19 protein-coding genes are annotated in these 19,450 nt (G+C 37.6%); 5 read left to right on the forward strand and 14 right to left on the reverse strand.

The annotated features are described in order from the left end of the window. Nucleotides 1–158: 158 nt before the first annotated feature. From PN450_RS12935 to pedR, 8 genes are all read right to left on the reverse strand, one after another. The gene (locus PN450_RS12935) at nucleotides 159–4,073 is read right to left on the reverse strand and encodes a tetratricopeptide repeat protein (protein ID WP_271836584.1); all 3,915 of its coding nucleotides are present in this window, start codon (nucleotides 4,071–4,073) and stop codon (nucleotides 159–161) included. A 60-nt stretch (nucleotides 4,074–4,133) separates the two neighbouring features. Further along, nucleotides 4,134–4,307, reverse strand: a complete 174-nt coding sequence (locus tag PN450_RS12940; RefSeq protein WP_271836585.1) for a hypothetical protein — start codon at nucleotides 4,305–4,307, stop codon at nucleotides 4,134–4,136. 231 nt (nucleotides 4,308–4,538) lie between these two features. Then, nucleotides 4,539–5,075, reverse strand: a complete 537-nt coding sequence (locus PN450_RS12945) for a COP23 domain-containing protein (protein ID WP_271836586.1) — start codon at nucleotides 5,073–5,075, stop codon at nucleotides 4,539–4,541. A gap of 117 nt (nucleotides 5,076–5,192) precedes the next feature. After that, on the reverse strand, nucleotides 5,193–5,759 hold the full coding sequence (locus PN450_RS12950) for a S1C family serine protease (RefSeq protein WP_271836587.1): 567 nt from the start codon (nucleotides 5,757–5,759) through the stop codon (nucleotides 5,193–5,195). Nucleotides 5,760–5,858: 99 nt separating this feature from the next. Then, entirely contained in the window at nucleotides 5,859–6,044 is a 186-nt protein-coding gene (locus PN450_RS12955; protein WP_271836588.1) for a hypothetical protein, read from the reverse strand. A gap of 241 nt (nucleotides 6,045–6,285) precedes the next feature. Beyond that, nucleotides 6,286–8,013: a succinate dehydrogenase/fumarate reductase flavoprotein subunit gene (locus PN450_RS12960; RefSeq protein WP_271836589.1), complete on the reverse strand. Its 1,728-nt coding sequence runs from the start codon at nucleotides 8,011–8,013 to the stop codon at nucleotides 6,286–6,288. Between the two features lie 71 nt (nucleotides 8,014–8,084). Next, nucleotides 8,085–8,402, reverse strand: coding sequence for a hypothetical protein (locus PN450_RS12965; protein ID WP_015080932.1), 318 nt, complete (start codon nucleotides 8,400–8,402; stop codon nucleotides 8,085–8,087). Nucleotides 8,403–8,720: 318 nt separating this feature from the next. Beyond that, the gene (gene pedR, locus PN450_RS12970; protein WP_271836590.1) at nucleotides 8,721–8,996 is read right to left on the reverse strand and encodes a photosynthetic electron transport-dependent transcriptional regulator PedR; all 276 of its coding nucleotides are present in this window, start codon (nucleotides 8,994–8,996) and stop codon (nucleotides 8,721–8,723) included. Between the two features lie 305 nt (nucleotides 8,997–9,301). Between pedR and PN450_RS12975 the strand changes: the two genes are divergently transcribed. From PN450_RS12975 to PN450_RS12985, 3 genes are all read left to right on the forward strand, one after another. Continuing rightward, nucleotides 9,302–10,279: a carbohydrate kinase family protein gene (locus PN450_RS12975; RefSeq protein ID WP_168654201.1), complete on the forward strand. Its 978-nt coding sequence runs from the start codon at nucleotides 9,302–9,304 to the stop codon at nucleotides 10,277–10,279. A 245-nt stretch (nucleotides 10,280–10,524) separates the two neighbouring features. Next, the gene (locus PN450_RS12980) at nucleotides 10,525–10,674 is read left to right on the forward strand and encodes a hypothetical protein (protein ID WP_015080929.1); all 150 of its coding nucleotides are present in this window, start codon (nucleotides 10,525–10,527) and stop codon (nucleotides 10,672–10,674) included. 445 nt (nucleotides 10,675–11,119) lie between these two features. Continuing rightward, nucleotides 11,120–11,821, forward strand: coding sequence for a hypothetical protein (locus PN450_RS12985; protein ID WP_271836591.1), 702 nt, complete (start codon nucleotides 11,120–11,122; stop codon nucleotides 11,819–11,821). 66 nt (nucleotides 11,822–11,887) lie between these two features. Here PN450_RS12985 and PN450_RS12990 read toward each other — a convergent pair whose 3' ends face one another. Further along, the gene (locus PN450_RS12990; RefSeq protein ID WP_271836592.1) at nucleotides 11,888–12,568 is read right to left on the reverse strand and encodes a tetratricopeptide repeat protein; all 681 of its coding nucleotides are present in this window, start codon (nucleotides 12,566–12,568) and stop codon (nucleotides 11,888–11,890) included. A 258-nt stretch (nucleotides 12,569–12,826) separates the two neighbouring features. On the opposite strand from PN450_RS12990, the gene PN450_RS12995 reads away from it, so the two are divergent. Continuing rightward, on the forward strand, nucleotides 12,827–13,153 hold the full coding sequence (locus PN450_RS12995; RefSeq protein ID WP_015080927.1) for a YbjQ family protein: 327 nt from the start codon (nucleotides 12,827–12,829) through the stop codon (nucleotides 13,151–13,153). Between the two features lie 232 nt (nucleotides 13,154–13,385). Further along, on the forward strand, nucleotides 13,386–14,021 hold the full coding sequence (locus PN450_RS13000) for a hypothetical protein (RefSeq protein ID WP_015080926.1): 636 nt from the start codon (nucleotides 13,386–13,388) through the stop codon (nucleotides 14,019–14,021). Nucleotides 14,022–14,029: 8 nt separating this feature from the next. On the opposite strand, the gene PN450_RS13005 is transcribed toward PN450_RS13000, so the two are convergent. From PN450_RS13005 to PN450_RS13025, 5 genes are all read right to left on the reverse strand, one after another. Next, on the reverse strand, nucleotides 14,030–14,578 hold the full coding sequence (locus tag PN450_RS13005; RefSeq protein WP_015080925.1) for a carbonic anhydrase: 549 nt from the start codon (nucleotides 14,576–14,578) through the stop codon (nucleotides 14,030–14,032). Nucleotides 14,579–14,584: 6 nt separating this feature from the next. Next, entirely contained in the window at nucleotides 14,585–16,273 is a 1,689-nt protein-coding gene (locus tag PN450_RS13010) for a SulP family inorganic anion transporter (RefSeq protein WP_168651103.1), read from the reverse strand. A gap of 181 nt (nucleotides 16,274–16,454) precedes the next feature. Then, nucleotides 16,455–16,715, reverse strand: coding sequence for a hypothetical protein (locus PN450_RS13015; protein WP_213711588.1), 261 nt, complete (start codon nucleotides 16,713–16,715; stop codon nucleotides 16,455–16,457). Between the two features lie 433 nt (nucleotides 16,716–17,148). Next, entirely contained in the window at nucleotides 17,149–17,796 is a 648-nt protein-coding gene (locus tag PN450_RS13020) for a Uma2 family endonuclease (protein ID WP_271836593.1), read from the reverse strand. Between the two features lie 116 nt (nucleotides 17,797–17,912). Beyond that, on the reverse strand, nucleotides 17,913–19,121 hold the full coding sequence (locus PN450_RS13025) for a CHAT domain-containing protein (RefSeq protein WP_271836594.1): 1,209 nt from the start codon (nucleotides 19,119–19,121) through the stop codon (nucleotides 17,913–17,915). Between the last annotated feature and the right edge of the window lie 329 nt (nucleotides 19,122–19,450).

Below are 19,450 nucleotides of genomic sequence, written 5' to 3' on the forward strand. Positions count from 1 at the left end.
AAATATTTTTTACCCCACCCTAACCCTCCCCTTGTAAAGGGGAGGGAACTGGATTTTTATTGTTTCCCCCCTTTACAAGGGGAAAGGGGGGTAGCAATGTGATGAAAATTACGGAATACCACTTTTCAAACATCCTCTAAGGGTGCGGAAGGTGGGTTCTAAATCAAACCTTTTATCCGAGGATTGTTCAAAAGCTCCTGACTATCTTTGATCAACTTTTCACCCCAACCATTTTCTTTGAGAAACTCAATGTTTCCATAACGTTTATCTAATTTCAATGCCGTTTCTGCGGATTTCAAGCCCGCTTCTTGATCACCTTTTCCATACAAGGCTACACCTAATGCTAAATGTGCTTCTGCAAAATTGCTATTGATTTTTATCGCATTTCGCCAATAATTAATTGCTGTTTCTACTTCTCCCATTTCATAGGAAACTATGCCTAAATTAGTGTATGCTTCAGGATATTCAGGTTTGAATTTAATAGTTTGAGTCCAATCACTTATTGCTTGTTTGTAGTCTTTGAATTTGTAGTTTGCGAAACCTCGACTGTAGTAGTAATCAGCATTTTTCGGGTCAAGTTTAATGGCTTGAGTGAGATCATCAATTGCCTGTTTATAGTCTTTTGACTCAGAGTACGCAAGACCTCGAACATGATAAGCAGCAGCGAAATCTGGTTTTAATTTAATGGCTTGGGTGTAATCATTAATCGCCTGTTTATAGTCTTTTAACTGCAAATAAGCATCACCCCGAGCGGCATATAGATTGGCATTTTTAGGGTCAATTTTAATGACTTGATTCCAATCATTAATTGCTTGTTTATAGTCTTTTAATTGAAAGTAAGCAAAACCCCTACCACCATAGTATGTTGCATTTTTAGGATCAAGTTGAATGGCTTGAGTATAATCAGCTATGGCTTGTTTGTAGTCTTTTAACTGCAAATAAGCATTACCTCGAGCGGCGTATAGATTGGCATTTTTAGGGTCAATTTTAATGGCTTGAGTGTAATCATCAATCGCCTGTTTATAGTCTTTTAACTGCAAATAAGCATCACCCCGACGGGCGGATAGATTGGCATTTTTAGGGTCAATTTTAATGGCTTGAGTGTAATCATTAATCGCCTGTTTATAGTCTTTTAACTGCAAATAAGCATCACCCCGAGCGGCGGATAGATTGGCATTTTTAGGGTCAATTTTAATGGCTTGAGTGTAATCATCAATCGCCTGTTTATAGTCTTTTAATCTACCATAAGCACGACCCCGAGCGGCGTATATATCGGCATTTTTCGGGTCAAGTTTAATTGCTTGAGTGAAATCATCAATCGCCTGTTTGTAGTCTTTTAATTCAGAGTAAGCAGCACCCCTAACAACATAGTATGCTGCATTTTTAGGGTCAATTTTAATGGCTTGAGTAAAATCAGCCGTGGCTTCTTGAAACTTGTTTAAAAGAGCATAAACAAAACCCCTGAACAAATAGCCGTCGGCATTTTTAGGGTCAAATTGAATGGCTACATTCATTAAACTAATTATTTCATTGGGGGCAATGCGAATAGCTTCTTCTAAGTCAGCTATACCTTGTTTTTGTTCTTTCAAGTTAAAATATTGAGAAGCACGCTGGAGATATAATGAAGCTTTGCCAAGATCGTTATGACACAAGCGAATAGCTTCAGTAAAATCAGCTATAGCTTTTTTATTATCTTTTGATAAAGAGTACGCTTCAGCCCGACTCTGGTAATATTGAAAGTACAATAGATCTTTGGGAGCAATGCGAATAGCTTCAGTAAAATCAGATATAGCTTTCTTATAGTCTTTTAATCCTAAATAAGCACTACCTCGATTTTTGTAATCTTCAGCATCCTTTGGTTGAATGCTAACGGCTCTTTTGTAATCGGCTGTAGCTTTGTTTTCATCATTTAATAAAGAGTAAGCATTACCCCGACTGCTGTAGTATTCGGCATTGTTGGGAGCAAGACGAATAGCTTCAGTATAATCAGCTATAGCTTTTTTATAATCTTTTGATAAAGAGTAAACAAGACCCCGAATACTGTAGCATAAGGCACTGTCAGGAGCAAGACGAATAACTTCATTCAAATCAGCTATAGTCTTTTGATATTCATCTAATAAAAGGTAGGCGAAAGCTCGTATCCCATAGGCAGAAAAATGAGGGTAAATCTTAATAGATTGATTTACACTATCAATCGCTTCCGGAAAACGCTGTAACAACAACAACACACGACCTCGCCAAGCGTAAAGATCAAACTGATTAGGATTCAGGGCAATGGCTTTGTCTAGAGATACCAATGCTTCTGAAGATTTATCTGATTGCAATAGTGAGTGACTTCGCTCTTTCCAAGCTTGAGCAAAGTTGGGATTAATTTTAAGAGCTTTATCATAAGCAGCAATGGATTCTGGGTATTTTTTCTCACTACTAAATATCATCCCCTTGAAATACCAAGCTTGATAAAAATTCGGTTTTTTGCTAATCGCTTTATCAACGGCTTTTATTGCTTCTGCATATTTTTGAGAACGCCATAGTTGATTAGCATAATTTAGCCATGATATTTCATCATTGCTATTTTTAGGAACTTGATCTAATGGTAATAAATATTCACTAATTACATCCTCTTCCGATTTTTTTAGTGTAGCTGGTGCAGTAGTTTCGACTTTTAAATCTGAATCTATTCCTACCTGTTGAACCAAATTTAAAAATGTCCTAATGGGAATACCAGAACTACTACCTAAATTGATTTCACCATCAAAATCGAGTGATGTTTCACCTTCCACTCTGCCATGAATACCAATTAATCTTCCTTGGGTATCTAAAACCGCGCCGCCACTCATTCCTCCTTTAGTAATATTACTATAAAGTAGATCATAACCATCACTTAAAACAGTTTGTATTCGAGCAGGTGTTATGGAACTTTGATTATTAAAACTTACATAAGTATTTAGCTTTACTCCTAGCTGGTCGATCAAAATTCCCGCAGTTAAAATCCGATGAGGTTTGTTTTTATTTTGTTGTTTATTACCAGGAAAACCAGAAACAAACACTTTTTGACCTTTAGTATTTAAACTATAATTTGCTAAAGTTGCAACTCGATATTTTTGATTACTGGTAAATTGAACAACGGCTAAATCAACTCCAGGCATTCTTTTCGCATTGCTGACATTTATAGCATATCTTTGATTATCAGGTGCGACTATTTCTAACTTATCTTTTAATTTTTTTTCATCACGATTCCAGATCACATGATCCGCAGTCAACACATAATAAATATTACCTTTCTGGGCAATAATTACCCCAGAACCCATATCTGTGGGGTTAGCATTAGGAATTAACACCGTAATTTCTTGGGCAATTTTATCAATATCATTAATCAAACCTTTTTTCGCTATCAAACCAGAATCATCAATCTTTTTAGGCGATTTAGCAATAACTTCATTGACTACTTTAGCGACACTATAAATCGGTAAACCCCAACTATATTGACGCATTTGCTGACGTTCGGCTGTACTGGGTTTACTATTGTCAATATAAGTATATATTTTATCAGAAATAGGATAAGCATGAACGGCATTAATACCAATAACTTCACCTTGATAATTTAATATTGGTCCGCCACTCATTCCCGGTTGAATTTTGTTATTATAACCAATGCGATAACCTCTTTGAAAACTTTTATCTGGTAATAGAGAAATTTGTCCTTCTGTGAAAACCAATTTAGCACTATCACTCACAAATCCAGCCGCGACAATTTTTTGTTCTACTGCTATAGGTGCGGAAATTCCTAAAGTAGCTATAGTATATTCTACTGTTGATTGAAACTGGAATAAAGCCACATCTTGATTTTTTAAAGATGGTGGTTTTTCTTTAATGACAGTAGCAGGATATATTTTTCCATCTGGTGTTTGAATGCGATAGGATTCACCTGGATTGATCACATGATCATTAGTTAAAATAGTGTAATTATTACCATTTTTAGCAATTAAAGTTCCCGAAGCACTGCCATTTTTAGTTAATATTTTCACCGTTATTGATTTAGCTAAGTAAGTCGGCACGATAAAATCAATATACATTTTTTTCGTAAAAACCCTTAAATAACCTATCTATAAGGTATTTGTCGAATTTACATTTCGTTACATATGTTGATTGTTTAACGCCAACTTACTTAAAGCTTGTAATTGTGCTGAGGTTAATAGTTTTTTTGTAGGTTCTTGTGCGGTAACTGGTTGAGGAGAAATCAATAACAATTGCTGAGGAATAGTTAATAAAGCGGTTGTGCAAATGAGGGTAAAAAATAGGTGTTTCATGATCTTTTTTTTGTTTGAGTAAATTAGGAGATGAATATAAGTAGGTTGGGTTGAGGAACGAAACTCTTGTAGTGTGGGCATCTTGCCCGCTAGATATGTACCTCATAACACCGGGAAGTGCTGTATAAGTAGGTTGGGTTGAGGAACGAAACCCAACACTTCTTGACAACTTCTTTAAATTAGTTGGGTTTCACTTCGTTCTACCCAACCTACAATTTTTGAGAATCTTCTTTATTGCATCTTATTCGCTGGTGGTGTATTGAGGAATTGGCGAATATCAATGTAAAATTTAAATTTATCTTCTCCAGAACTTTGTGGAATAGGTACTGTCGTAGCACTGCCAAACCAGAGTTTGTTTAACTGTTTGAGAACATCCTTAGACTTGTCCTGAGGTCGCAATGTAAATAATACAGTATCACAACCACCATCAATTGAACTCACAGAACAAATTACTTTGCTCCCATTTTGAACACCATTGGTAACGTAATTAAGACTGCCGTTATTAAAAGCTGTTTGGAAGTTATCAGAAACTTTTTGACAACGTTGTTGTGGTTTAACTCCTCCTAAAACAGATGTCCAAGTCACCATTGCTTTTTGGAAATTTGGTGTCCAAAGAAAAGTGGTAGGAACAGACTTTCCATTTTCGGAGTAACGACTTGTAGAACAGATAAAGCGAATTTGATTATTAGCGTCTTCTTGAGCAAAAACAGGAGTAGATGCTAATGTGGTGGTTAAGAACAGTGTGGTTAATAATGTTAATTTCATCATTTCTTAAATCTCCTAATTTGGGAAAGGGACATTTAATTTCTGTGGGGTGGGCATCCTGCCTGTTCAGATAGACAAACTAGCTAGAAGCCTATACCAATCTCAATTCTCAACAGACTATTAGCGCCGTAAACGGGAAATATTTCCCTGACGAATTGCCGTTAAGAAAGGTTGTATTTTATTTACCAGGATGGCAATACTAATACCACTATTGCTGCCATTTCTATCAAGTTGAATAGCAGTATTTACGCCAATAACTTGGGCTTGGGAATTGAGAAGTGGACCACCAGAATTACCGGGATTAATTCTAGCATCATGTTTAATTATACCATCTTGCTCGTCAAGATTGCTCAAAACACCGGCAGTAAAATTATTTAGATTGCCATAGCCAAAGGGACTACCAATAGCATATACAGACTGTCCCACTTGGGCTGATTTTGCTAAAGATAATGTGGGTAAATTCTTCTGGTTACGAATTTTAATGGCTGCTAAATCTACTCCATTTTTAGCAAAGCCAATCACGTTAGCAGGAAGCCGTTTCCCGTCTTCTAAAACTACAGTAACGGTTGCGGGTGCATCTTGCAAAACGTGAGCATTGGTAATAATTAACCCGTCAGAACTAACAATAAAGCCACTGCCGCTTGATTTACCTGTGTTGATATAAGTAAGTCGGCACGATAAAATCAATATACATTTTTTTCGTAAAAACCCTTAAATAACCTATCTATAAGGTATTTGTCGAATTTACATTTCGTTACATATGTTGATTGTTTAACGCCAACTTACTTAAACTACGGCTGGACTGGCTTTTTGATTCACTCGAATTCGCGTTTGTTCCTCCGAGTTTTGGGCTATGACAGGGTTGGAATGATGATTTGGTTGGGGAAATGCCAAGCCATTTGGTGATGCTAGAGCCTGTATGGATAAAACAGCAAGCCCTGTAACTGCTATCAGATATGGTTTTCTGTTCATTGGTGAACTTGGTATAGACTAAGGTAGCTATGACAGTGTATTTAGAAGATTATCCAGGATAAATGACAAAATTCAACTGTCGTTACCATTTTTGTAACAGCCTCTTTGATGATGATTGAGGATTGATTATAACAAAACCCTTGTCCCGCAAGGGTTCTGAACAATTATCTCTATATTTCTGATCTAGAATTAGAATAACCAAAAAGGGCGCAGACCCTGCGCCCCTACGGAATGATTTTGATTAATATTTTCGCTCTTTTGGTGCAAACATTGTGATTGTCACGGGACGATATTGAATGTCAATTCCTGTGGGTGAATAATAAGCCATTGTGTGTTGTAAAAACTTATTATCGTCCCTTTCGGCAAAGTCTTCTCTAAAGTGTGCGCCGCGACTTTCTTGGCGGTTGAGGGCGGAAGTTAAAATGGTTTGTCCAACTACCATTAAACTTTGCAATTCTAAGGCTTCAACTAATTCTGTATTCCAGCTTTTTCCTTTGTCATCTAAATATATTTGTGAATATTTTTGTTGTAGTTGGGCGATTTTTTCCAATCCCTGACGCATGACTTCGTCGGTGCGGAAAACGCCACAATTTTCAGTCATATTATCTTGAAAAGCTTGACGGATTTGATTAATTCTGTACTGTCCTGGTTGGTCTATTAAGAGTTGTATTTGTTGTTTGGCTTCGTTGATGTAGCGTGTTTCATCTATGGATGGTAATTGCCGATTTTGGACATAATTAGCGATCGCTGCTCCAGTCCTTTTACCATAAACTACACATTCTAATAAGGAGTTACTACCGAGACGATTTGCACCGTGAACCGACACGCAAGCAGTTTCTCCAGCAGCAAAAAAGCCTTCGACAAAACTATCATTATTACTTCTAACTTGTCCGTCAGTGTTGACAGGAATACCACCCATACAATAATGATTGGTAGGACGCACAGGCATCGGTTGAGTCACAGCATCTACACCAACCAAACGATGTGCCTCTTCCCAGCAAAAGGGAACACGACTCATGATTTTTTCCTTACCTAAATGGCGTAAATCCAGATAGACAAAGGGACCACCCGCGCTACCATCAGTATTTACACCACGACCAGCCCGGATTTCATAGGTAATTGCCCGTGAGGTAATATCACGAGGGGCTAATTCCATGCGACTGGGGGCGTAATTAGCCATAAAGCGATCGCCATCGGCATTAATTAAATATGCCCCTTCACCGCGCACAGCCTCGGAAATCAGCACGCCCACAGGATACAAACCGGTAGGATGAAATTGGACAAATTCCATATCTGCCAAAGGCAAACCAGCCAAAGCGGTCATTGCCAAACCGTCACCAGTGGAAGCATAATCATTAGAAGTCGTGTTATAAACGCGACCATAGCCCCCGGTGGCAAACATCACAGCCTTTGCTCGTAATACCTCAATATGTCCATCCAAGAGTTGAAACATCACCACACCCTTAGCCTGACCATCCTCCAAAATCAGGCGCATTACATACCATTCTTCGTAAATTTGCACACCATAACGGCGCAAATTATTCACCAACTCATGTAAAATTGCATGACCGGTTTTATCAGCCGCATAACAAGTGCGGTTGTGAGAATGACCACCAAAAGCCCGTTGAGCAATGCGACCATCAGGTAAACGAGAAAATAACACTCCCAGATGTTCTAAATCAATCACCACATCTGGGGCTTCTTGGGTCAAAATTGCGACTGCATCTTGATCTGCCAAATAATCAGAACCCTTAACAGTATCAAAAGCGTGAGCTTCCCAAGAATCTTGATCATCAACATTCTTTAAAGATGCGGCCATACCGCCCTGAGCAGCCACAGAATGAGAGCGAATCGGGTGAGTTTTGGCAACTACCGCTACCTTTAAACTAGGGTCAGTCCTGGCGATTTCCAGCGCAGCCCGACATCCAGCTAAACCGCCACCAACAATAATTACATCATGTTCGAGCATTATTAACCACCAATTATAAAAAAATTCCCCGTCTACAAGACAGGGTAATAGAGAAATTGATAAAATTCCTTTTAGCTAGTTGCTTGGACTGGGTTTTGTTGGGGAATATTATTTGAGATTGATTCTGTCTTTGTTTTTGGCTCTACAGCATTGAGTTCAATATTATTTAATAAAGTCGTCACAAAGGCAAAAAGTAAAAAAGGTAGAGATAAGAGAACAACAAGACCTACTGTAGCTAAAGCGTATACTGGTCGTTTTGCACCCATCAGTGCTAAAGCCGAAGCCAAGCTAATGGTAATCGTAATTAACCAAATAATAATTTGACCGTAAATATCACCAAAAGTTAAGGTACAGACAAAGCGATAGTTTTGAATATTATTTTTGTTCATTTTAAAACTGGCCTCAATTTTGTCCTCTAGCTTCTACCTTAAATCTATGTTTGCCTCAAAAACAATTTCTCAATATTTTTCCAAGGTTTGTAATATTACTTTACAAAAAACTAATTTTTCAGTCACATCTTCTGCAAAATTGTCAATCTATATATTTGATCAAATTTGCAGGATAATTGATTTACGCCTCTAAATACCTGTGTTTTTATCTTACTTTTTAAAGATGCAGAGTAGTACACAACAGCGTAAATCAACCACCCATCATCTCAATCAGCAATCTACAAAATAGCAAAAAAGCTAGATTAATTAGCTTCTTGACTAAGACATACTTTCATCATTCCTCAGGGGAAACGAACAGCAATTGACATCATCTAAACAGACTTTACCCCATTGTAAAGCCCAACGCACCAAAGCCACACGGTTATCAGTTTTTGTCTTGGTGAGAATATTACTGATGTGGTTATCAACTGTCCGTTTACTAATTTCCAGTTTGACCGCAATTTCTTGGTTAGTTAAGCCTGTGGCCACTAAGTCGATGATTTGCAGTTCTCTGTCTGACAGACTAACACGAGTCCCAGGCTCACTAGTAGCCATGACTTACTATTTCTCCCTTAGTATATGTACTCAAATCTTATTCCTCATTCTAGAAGATTCTTTCCGAGGTAGATAGTTTTAAATGTTACTAATAATACTAATATCAAGATTTTCTTTTAATTTTAGGTTTGTAGTCACAGATGCTACAAATCAAGGGTATTTATTTTAACTTTACACGTAATTTATCTGCGTTTATCTGCGTTTATCTGCGTTAAATAATTCTGGAAACCTGATGATCTGGAGCTTCATTTTCAATTAGTGTCAAACTAAATTTAGATCATGCCCCATCGAAAATCAAAAATGCAATGAGTAATCCCTCTATTTTATGTCTTGGTGAAGTCTTGTTTGATTGTTTAGCTGATCAATTGGGACTTGAGTTAGATGCAGTGAAATCATGGACTCCCTACCCCGGAGGAGCGCCTGCTAATGTGGCTTGTGCTTTGGTGAAGTTGGGAACATCAGCCGGATTTATTGGTGCTGTGGGTGAGGATGAAGCAGGGAATACACTGGTAAAATTATTAGAAGATGTTGGTGTAGATATAATGGGTGTACAACGTCATTCTACAGCACCAACTAGACAAGTATACGTGGTTAGAGATTTGGGGGGCGATCGCACTTTTGCAGGTTTTGGTAAATATGATACTTCCGAATTTGCTGATACCCGTCTAGAATCTGCAAAATTGCCACCGGCGCTTTTTAATGAAGCTGATTTTTTGGTAGTGGGAACTTTAGAACTAGCCTATCCTGACAGTGAAAAAGCTGTTTTGCGGGCTTTAGACTTAGCAGAACAATATGACCTAAAAATTATTCTCGATGTCAATTGGCGACCAGTATTTTGGCAAGATGAAAATACAGCTAAGAGCAAAATTCTGGCATTATTAAAGCGATTTGATTTTCTCAAACTAACCAAAGAGGAAGCTCATTGGCTATTTGATACTACTGATCCGGGAGCAATTACTTATAGACTCAATTCCTTGGAAGGGGTTTTGGTCACAGATGGTGAAAATGGTTGTGCCTATTGTTTAGGGGAAAATGAAGGTAAAATCCCGGCGTTTTCCATGTCTGTAGTGGATACCACTGGTGCAGGAGATAGTTTCTTGGCTGGGTTTATTCATCAATTACAACAAGTTGGGATTCACAGCCTTAAAGACGGAGATACAGCAAACAGGATTGTCACCTATGCCAGTGCTGTGGGAGCATTAACTACTATTAAACCAGGTGCGATCGCATCCCAACCCACTGCGGCGGAAGTTGAGGCTTTTCTTGCTTCCCATAGACTTTAAATATTAGCACATTCAACGGGAATATCAGCTAAAATTGCTTGATATTCCTGGTTGGAAACCGGACGAGAATCATCATCCCATCCACTAAAAAAGTTATAACAATCTAGATTATAAATTATTGCAAAGTTATCTCAAAAAACATTGTGTAAAGTATATATATATGAAGAATATGGGCAAAGAGATCATCACAGTATTAAAGTGCAGATATGACCAATTAAAAGACTTAAAAAAGGGGCTATAGTATTATGACTATCTCCAAAATGTTTATTGATATGGCTCAGTTTATTTCTGAAGCCTTCATGCGGATTTTCACCCCTGCTAATGATGCCTATCCTGTGACTGGGGTACAGCCTTTTACAGGTAGTATATATAAAAAAGGTAAAGCAGTTTGGTAAGTATTGACTTGAGAAAAGTCATACCATTTCTTTGGGGGGGCTGGGCGAATTTTTTCACCTTTTCTGTCTCTGTGTCCTCTGTAGTTTGTTTATTTTTTACAGGATTATCCGGTAAGCTTCATCTCTGAGAGTGTCAAATTACGTCAGTCCTGGTATTGACATCGTTGTTGTGTATACCCTATTGTGTGGGAAGATAAATTTTCGCTTTCACAGGATTTACGCAAAATAGAACGAAAGTAGGTGTAATTCATGAATTACACCTGCTGGGAATAGAGCTTTTAGACCTATCTTGCGTAAATCCTAATTTCAGGGTTAATTACACAACCGCTAGTAACGATGAAAAATTCAACAACAGCTACAAATAAACAGGGCTTACGTCTCACCCCCCCCCAATGTATTATTTAAGACTTACTTAGGAGTAGCCACAGTAACGGCAACTACTTTAGTGTCCTTGGGGGTACTGCTTCCTAGCTCGGCTCAAGCCATTACCCTGATTGATACAACCCCTAGTTGGGATGGCAGTAGTAACATTACATCTTTTGGTGGAACCGCAACCTATGGTCAAACCGTTACAACCCCTGCCGTTGACAATGTTCTGAATTCCTTTTCCTTTATTTTAGGGGATACTTGGAGCGGAACCCCCATCACCTTTAAAGGCTATGTGTCCCAGTGGGACGGCTCGAAAGCAACGGGACCCATTCTCTATAGCAGTGGGGATAAGACCTATAGTGGAGGCGGATTTCAAACCTACGATTTTAATACGGGTTCCCTCGCTCTCACCCCAGGCCAACAATACGTCCTTTTCTTGAATGCCTCTAGTTCCTTTGCTACGTCAGGCGCGACAGGACAAGCTCTGATCGACAATAGTCAAACCTATTCTGGCGGTAAGTTTGTGTTTTCTAATAACGATGCTGATTTTGGGGCATTGACAACCACTGACTGGGACTCGGTTGGTTTTGATTTCGGCGACTCAGCGTTTACAGCCTCTTTTAGCTCCTCGCCCGTTTCCGTCCCTTGGGAGACAGACGCTCTTCCTGTAGTTGGTAGCACGATCCTTTTTGGGTTAGGACTGTGGTCAAAACGGAAATTTGAGAAAAATAAATATTCCCAAGGTTTTAAAAAGGAACTGGCAAATAACGAGTTCTAGATTTGGTGAATAAAAAGATCCCCGACTTCTTGAAGAAGTCGGGGATCTGAATCCTATGAGCTGCTTTTAACCGCCTATTTCTTGCAGCATTGTTTGTATTCTGGCAGCGCCTTCTGTGTCATTTCCCCGCTGATATAAATCTAATGCTTTTTTAAGAACTTTATTTGCTTGTGGAGTTTGCCGTTTTTGTTTGAACATAGAACCAATTAACTCATAGGTGCGGGGATTATTTTTATCTAAATTAACTGCTTGTTCATAAGCCCACAGGGCTGATTGATAATCACCTAAGCTAGTTTGAGCAACTCCTAATCCTAAATAAGCGTTGAGATTATTGCGATTTAACTGGATAGCCCGACGGTAAGCTTCTTTTGCACCTTTGTTATCTCTCGTACTGCTTTTAAGATAACCCACAGCATAGTAAAAATCACTATTATTAGGATTAATGGCAATAGCTCGACGATAAGCATCTAAAGCGGAGGTAAAATTGCCTTGTTGAGTATATAAGTAGCCAATACCAGCATGAATTCTCTCATTTTTGGGATCTAATTTTGCTGCTTGTTGATAAACAGCGATCGCTCCATTATAATCTTTAGAATCTACCAGTCTCTTGCCCTCATCTATCAAGTTTTTTAACTCTGGATTATTCGCCTGTGTCACTAAGACATCAGCTTTCGCTACTACAGGTGTACTAATAAATAAACATCCTAATAATAAAGTAGTTAACAGAAGTGATGTTTTTTTGTACATAGTAAATTTTCCTAAATTCTCTTAAACCGTTTTTATTCCTACATTAAAACAAAAATATTAATCTTTGTAATCTGTATTTATTCACATTTATACAATATTAATAATTTCTTGAATCACTTGATACCTTCGGAATTATAGCAATAAATTAATCTTTTCGCCAATCGGTACTGATAAATTACACAAAATTACAGGTATAATGAAGTATTAACGGATATTTATCCCTAAATTTGGCCATAATTACCTATTTTACCTAAATTTATGCTTTTAACTACTACTGATGTTATTCAAGGTGCTGTAATTCACTCATACTTAGGTATTGTCACAGCCGAAGTTGTTTATGGTAGCAACTTCCTGCGGGATTTTTTAGCGAGTATTCGAGATATTGTCGGTGGCCGCACTGGCAGCTATGAGCGTCTCTTTGAAGAAGGACAACGGAAAGCAATGGAAGAATTAGAACAAAGAGCGCAACGTTTAGGCGCAGATGCGGTTGTCGGTATTGCCGTTGATACAGGCACAATTAATGTTGATCAATCTGGTGTTTTATTAGTCATTACAGCCACAGGAACAGCCGTAAAAATTCGTTAATATTTTCCTGATTTTGTAATTTTCAAACAATTACTCATTCAGCCAATTTATAACTAAAGAAATAGCAAATAACTCTTGCTATTGATAGAGATTGAGAATTATAATTAGCGATTTAATTTTAAACATGGGGATAAAAAAGACGTAAGCAGAAAAGAATTCAAAACCAGGGATTTTTTTCTGTAAAAACAATCTGTGAGTAACTTTGCTGTAATAGCAAGAGAGAAAAATAGCTATGGCATACATAAATCGGGTAGGCGAGGAAATTAATTCTTCCGAGTCTTTGTTAGCTGGTAGAGTAACTGAATATCGGGACAGAGTGCGCTGGGGTCCAATAGTTTCCGGTGTGTTAGTGGCTTTAGCAACTCAATTAGTCTTGAGTTCATTTTTTAGCGCCCTTGGTGCGGGGAGAATTGCTGATTCTTTAAACCCAAGAACAATTGCTCCTACTATTATTAGTAATGTCGGAATTTGGTCAACAATTGCTTTATTACTATCTCTATTTATCGGTGCTTGGATAACGACTCGTGCTTGTGGACCAATGCACAGAGATACAGCCATACTCAACGGGGCAATTCTCTGGGCAACAACTCTAGCACTTAGCTCTTTTCTCTTAGCAAATGGAGTCTGGGGGGCTTTTGGTGTAGTGGCTTATAATACAGCACAAGTTATTAATCAACTACAGCAACAAGGAAATGTTATAGCACCGAATGTACCGATATTAACTGCTGAACAAACTCGTGATGTTGCTGCTGCAACTTCGAGAACTTTGTGGTTTTATGTTTTTGGTTCTTTATTAGGTTTACTTACTTCTTTATTGGGAGCAGTTGCAGGGGCGCGAACTCCTCGAATTAATAATTACAATTCTTGATTTAAAAATTACAATTTCGGGAAAATTTGTGGAAATTCTCCTTGATTGAGAGTTGCAAAATACATTTCAATTTCAATATCAGAATAGCGACTGCGAATTGATGAATACGCTTGATTTAAATAATCTGTATGTACTTGCAACTCTCGTTCTGGATCTTTACTTAAATTAGCATCAATCATCATTGCATAAGCCCCACAATCTTGATGATCAATAATAATAACTTTGTTGATATGATGGAGTTTGTAGGAGATATCTAACTGATCCCAAAATGCTTCAGCATCAGATGGGTGGGGGAATCCTGTTAAAGCTAATGAAGCACCTGCTAAAGCTGTTAAATCATACTTATCAGTTAAATTTTTATTCCTTAAAAAAGACTGTTCTGCTGTTAAAAACCGAAAGTCAATACAACTGAGAACTAACGCTTTTGTTTGATGAACTTCGGCCTTAGCTGATTGCGCTGATTGCAGGACAGTAAAGGCTATTACTCCCGGAAGGAAAGATTTCAGAAAATGACGACGACTAGAACAACAAAGACACTGATTGATATTTTTATTCATATTTGATTAGTCATTTAATTCCAGCAATTCTTTTGATTTTAAATCAGTTGCGCCCGGTTGCAAACATCCGACAATCTGGGGAGAAATAGAACAAATAGCATCTGTGGTTGTTTCAAAACAATTTGATAAACCAATAGTTTCTAATAATCCTGAACGTTCTAGCAGTTGTTTAACTTCCGGTTGTAAACCTGTGAGAATTAAACGGCAATTATGGCGTTCTAAGTCGTGGTAAATATCCTCTAACGCTACTAACCCAGTGGTATCCATATTTGGCACAAACCGCAACCGCAGAATTAAGTATTTTACCTCTGGTTCATCTCGAATAAAGGTAGCAAATCTCTCCGCAGCCCCAAAAAATACCGGACCATCTACTCGATAAACAGCAATTTCTTTCCCTAATTCTAGCGAAGTTCCGGGGGGGAATACTTCGGTTTCGGGAATCTTCACTAAACTCAAATCACTCATGCGTTTGATGAACAAAGCGCCGGCAGCAATTAATCCTACCTCGACAGCGAGAACTAAGTCAAATAAGATTGTTACCAACCAAGTCAGAATCATCACCGCAAAGTCAGAATAGGTAGCCCGCATTAATAAACCAATGGCTTCCCATTCAATCATTCGCACACTAACTACCATCAGGATTCCCGCTAATGCCGCTAGGGGAATCTGTGCCGCTAGGGGTGCTAAAGTTAGCACAATCATGGCTAATGCAGCGCCGTGAATTACTCCAGATAGTCGGGTTTTTCCACCAGAACGGACATTCACAGCAGTCCGCGCAATTGCCCCCGTGGCAGGAATACCAGCAAAAAATGGGACAATGATATTTGCTAACCCTTGACCAATTAATTCGCGATCGCTATTATGTTTCTCACTAACAGTCATCCCATCAGCCACAACCGCTGATAATAAAGATTCAATACTTCCCAATGCTGCCAAAGCCAAAGCTGGATTAATTAGTTCTCGAATTACACTAAAATCATTCCAGTGGGGAATCCCTTGGGGCATGGGTAAAGATTGGGGAATCGCGCCAATTGTGGGAATATTCAGATGGAAATAAGTAGCTATTCCCGTCGCTAACACCAACCCCACTAAAGAACCGGGTATGGTATTATTAATCTTCGGCCACAAAACTGTAGTGACAATTACCACAATTGCCAGTCCCACTGCTGCCCAATTTAAAGCTTCTACATGAGTTAAACTTTGCCAAACTCCCGGCAAAAAATGTTCACTTCGGGGTAGTTTTAAACCAAAGAAATTATTTAATTGACCACAAAAAATAATGACAGCAATCCCATTAGTAAAACCTGCTGTCACTGGGTAGGGAATAAACTTCACTAGCTGTCCAAGTTTGGCCACACCCAAAGCAATTTGGATCATACCAGCCATTACTCCAGCAATCCAAACTTTCTCAATCCCGTATTTAGCAACAATTCCCACCAAAACCACGGCCATTGCCCCCGTTGGTCCGGTAATCTGGACTGGAGAACCGCCAAAAATGGCCGCCACAATTCCCGCAACAATAGCAGTATAGAGTCCCGCTTTTGGTTCGACTCCACTGGCTACAGCAAAAGCTAAAGCCAAAGGCAATGCTACTACTGCTGCTGTTAATCCTCCCGTCAAATCGCCACGGAAACTACTCAACCAACGACCTAGACGCGAAAGCTTTGATTCTTGCAGGGTATCAGAGATTGCCATATTATTATTTTCAACTCTTAATCCACAATTTGCAGTTATTCTACTACCAATTGTATAAAGATGATTATTCCTTAGTATGGATTTGGTAATAGTTAATATTTCAATATCATCCCACTCACCAAAATATAACTAAACTTCAAATAAAAAACATCAGCTTGTAGTTATATAATCTTAATTAAATCTACCACTTTAGAAATGCTTCCTCAATCCCTCTCTCTCTCCTAATTTTGGCATCAATTTCAAACCAGGTAATAATTTGCTTTGTCGTCAACTCCTCAATAGAAACATTATATTCCTGAGCAATGTGTTGTAAAATCCGCAAAGAAGAAATTGTCAATCTACTTAAAAATTTTTCAGGAGAAGATAACAAAGCCGCGTCAACTTGAGCGGATTCTTCCGAAGATAAAAATTGGGTTGATGATTGATTAGGGGCGATATCCATAAAAATTCAAAATTCTGTTTAATTGCCTTTCTACTATTAAATCATATTATTGTCACCCCTGAGCAATAAAAGCCGAGCAATAAGTAACTCAAAACGGTTGAGACATGGAATGAAAGTAAAATCACGAAAACCCTAGATTTGTAGGGGTTTAGCAATGCTTAATGGTGTCAACTTAACGTCAAACCCATAACCCAACTGGGAATGAATTCCCAGTCTCATAGCAGAAGTCATCTGAAGATGACTAAAAGAACTAGAAAATTTTTGAACTTGTTTAGTTTACTTTAGTAAACTTTAGCTATTAGCCCTGATAGCGTAGCGTGGTGTAAGCCATAATTCATTTCAGGGTGGGTCTGTCAGCCAAACAAATAAGCCATGTTGGATATAACTCAACCTTAAAAAATATAATACCCAGATTCCCGACTTCTTAATTTAATCAGGGAATTTGTGTTTTTAACCAACCCCGAAAATTCTTAATCATTGACATTTCACCCACTTGTAAACTAGAAGCTAAAAACTGAGGGATTTCTGTATTTAAAGGTAAATTCGCAAAGGTTGGTGAACCATTGCAAGGAATATATTTATCCTCAGATAAACTATAAATTTGCATCACAGGTTCATCATAACGCCAAACTTCAGGAACACCTAAAGCTAAATAAATCGGTAATTTATCAATAGAAGAACTAGCATAATCAACTTCTATTACTAAATCAGGTGGGGGATCTTGAGTTAAATCTAAACTGGTTTTATTTCTCATAATTGGTTCATTTTGAATATAGAAACTAGAATCAGGTTCTACACCTCTAGCTAAATCTTCTCTTTTGCAAGTTAATGAACCTGTACTTTTGACATTGAGATTTAACTCTTCAACTAAAGTATCAATTATTTTTTCTATCAATCTTTTATTATGTTCATGGGGCATTAGTGGAGTCATAATTTCTAAGATTCCCTGATTATAAGTAAATCTGTGATGGCGATCATCACCTGTTTCTAATAAAATTCGTTCAAAAGTATTCCAAGAAATATTATGGAGGATGATGCTATTGGTGTGAGTGTCGCTGTGAGTAGGTGCTAGAGTTACCATAGAAATTCACCTCGCAGTTTTAATTATTCTATTATATCACTATCATCAATTTCAATTAGAGGAAATGATTGATAAAAAGGAGTTGATAACAAAAGTTGTCAATTTTTAACTTGATATTATTGTAATCCCTGAGCAATAAAAGCCGACCAATAGCGGGGATGTGCAAAAGGCAATTCTCCTTTTGATTTTTGGATGTTATCAATTGCTATTGATATTTTTGCATATTTTTGATATTGGCGATCGCACTCTAAATATTCTTTTGAATCTTGTAGATATTGTTTTTTCTGAGTTCTAGCTTGTTTGCGCTCATTTTCAGCTTTTTGGGATATTTCTTCTAAATCTGCTTTTCTTAATTCCCGCAATTTAATTTGTGCTGCTTTAAGTGCTTCTGGACGATTTTTACCCTCTTGTCTTTGTTGATAGTAAAAGATAGAAAATAGCGCAGTTGCTAAATCATCAACCTTCCATAAAGAACTAATTACACTAATAGCACCAGCACATAAAAAACCTGTAGAAAGTGTCAGTAAATTATCAGTTATATCTGGTTTATCTAAATTAGTTTCGCAACAAGAAAGAAACACATCTACAAGATGAGGTGAACGCCAACCAGGAGACATTAATTGACCTAAAGTAATACTACCATCACCTAATTTTAACTGAGATTCTAAAGGATTATATAAATAAGATTCAGCATGGTGACAACTGTGGAGAATTTGCACTTGTTCAGCTAATTTTCGGTAATTTTCAACAGTAGCTTGACTACTACCTATTAATCTTTTCTCTGATGGAATATTATACATTTTAGCAATTTGTTCACCTTCCCACCTAGCACAATGTAGATCATCTGTTGCATCTTCTACAGTTCCATATTGTAAATCTTGAATATCTAAATTTAGGAGTTTCTTGTTTTGGTTTTGATGACAAAAATCTAAAATTTGACAACTGGGAGTATAACGAATTAAAAATATATCTACTAAATATTCTTGATATTCTCCTGTAGGTAAAGCAGCAAAAGGTATTTGATGTAATAATAAATGAGGTTCTATAATTAATTCTTCTATGTCGTGAAGATATTGATTGATGATTTTTGATAATTGTAATCTTTCAGCAAGTTCATGGAGAAAACGCTCCATTTCACTTTCCCATTTTTCAGGATGATGGATATAGTTTGATAACCAATTTTGTGCAATCCAGTTTTGTAGTGTTTCTAAGCCTTCACCTGTAGAGGTATGCAGATAAATTGAATTTTGGGTAATGATAAAAATATGGGTGTCAGAGTTGGTGGTGTAGAAACTGAGGATAGCGGTTTTGGGATAATCAATCAATTGCTGAATTTCTGATAAACTTAGAGGTTTAACTTGAATTTCACCTACTAAAATAGGATCTTCTTTTCTGAGTTGTTTCCAAATTTCTTGTTTTGCACTTTCTAATGATGCTATTTTTTCATTATTGTCTGCTTTCCAAATAGCGCGGGTTTCACTATGGTTATTTTCTGATTTATAATTTTGGCGTTCTAAGTAGGTCGGCGGAAAAGTTTCTAACTATGTAACGAAAAGTTAAGAATGGTTATTTTTGTTAAAATGAATACGTTCTGTACTGTATTGTCCTTTTTCTCCCCTAGCTTTAACCCCATTCATTACGGCATATGCAAGGT

Source organism: Dolichospermum lemmermannii CS-548, assembly GCF_028330815.1.
GTDB classification, from domain to species: Bacteria; Cyanobacteriota; Cyanobacteriia; order Cyanobacteriales; family Nostocaceae; genus Dolichospermum; species Dolichospermum lemmermannii.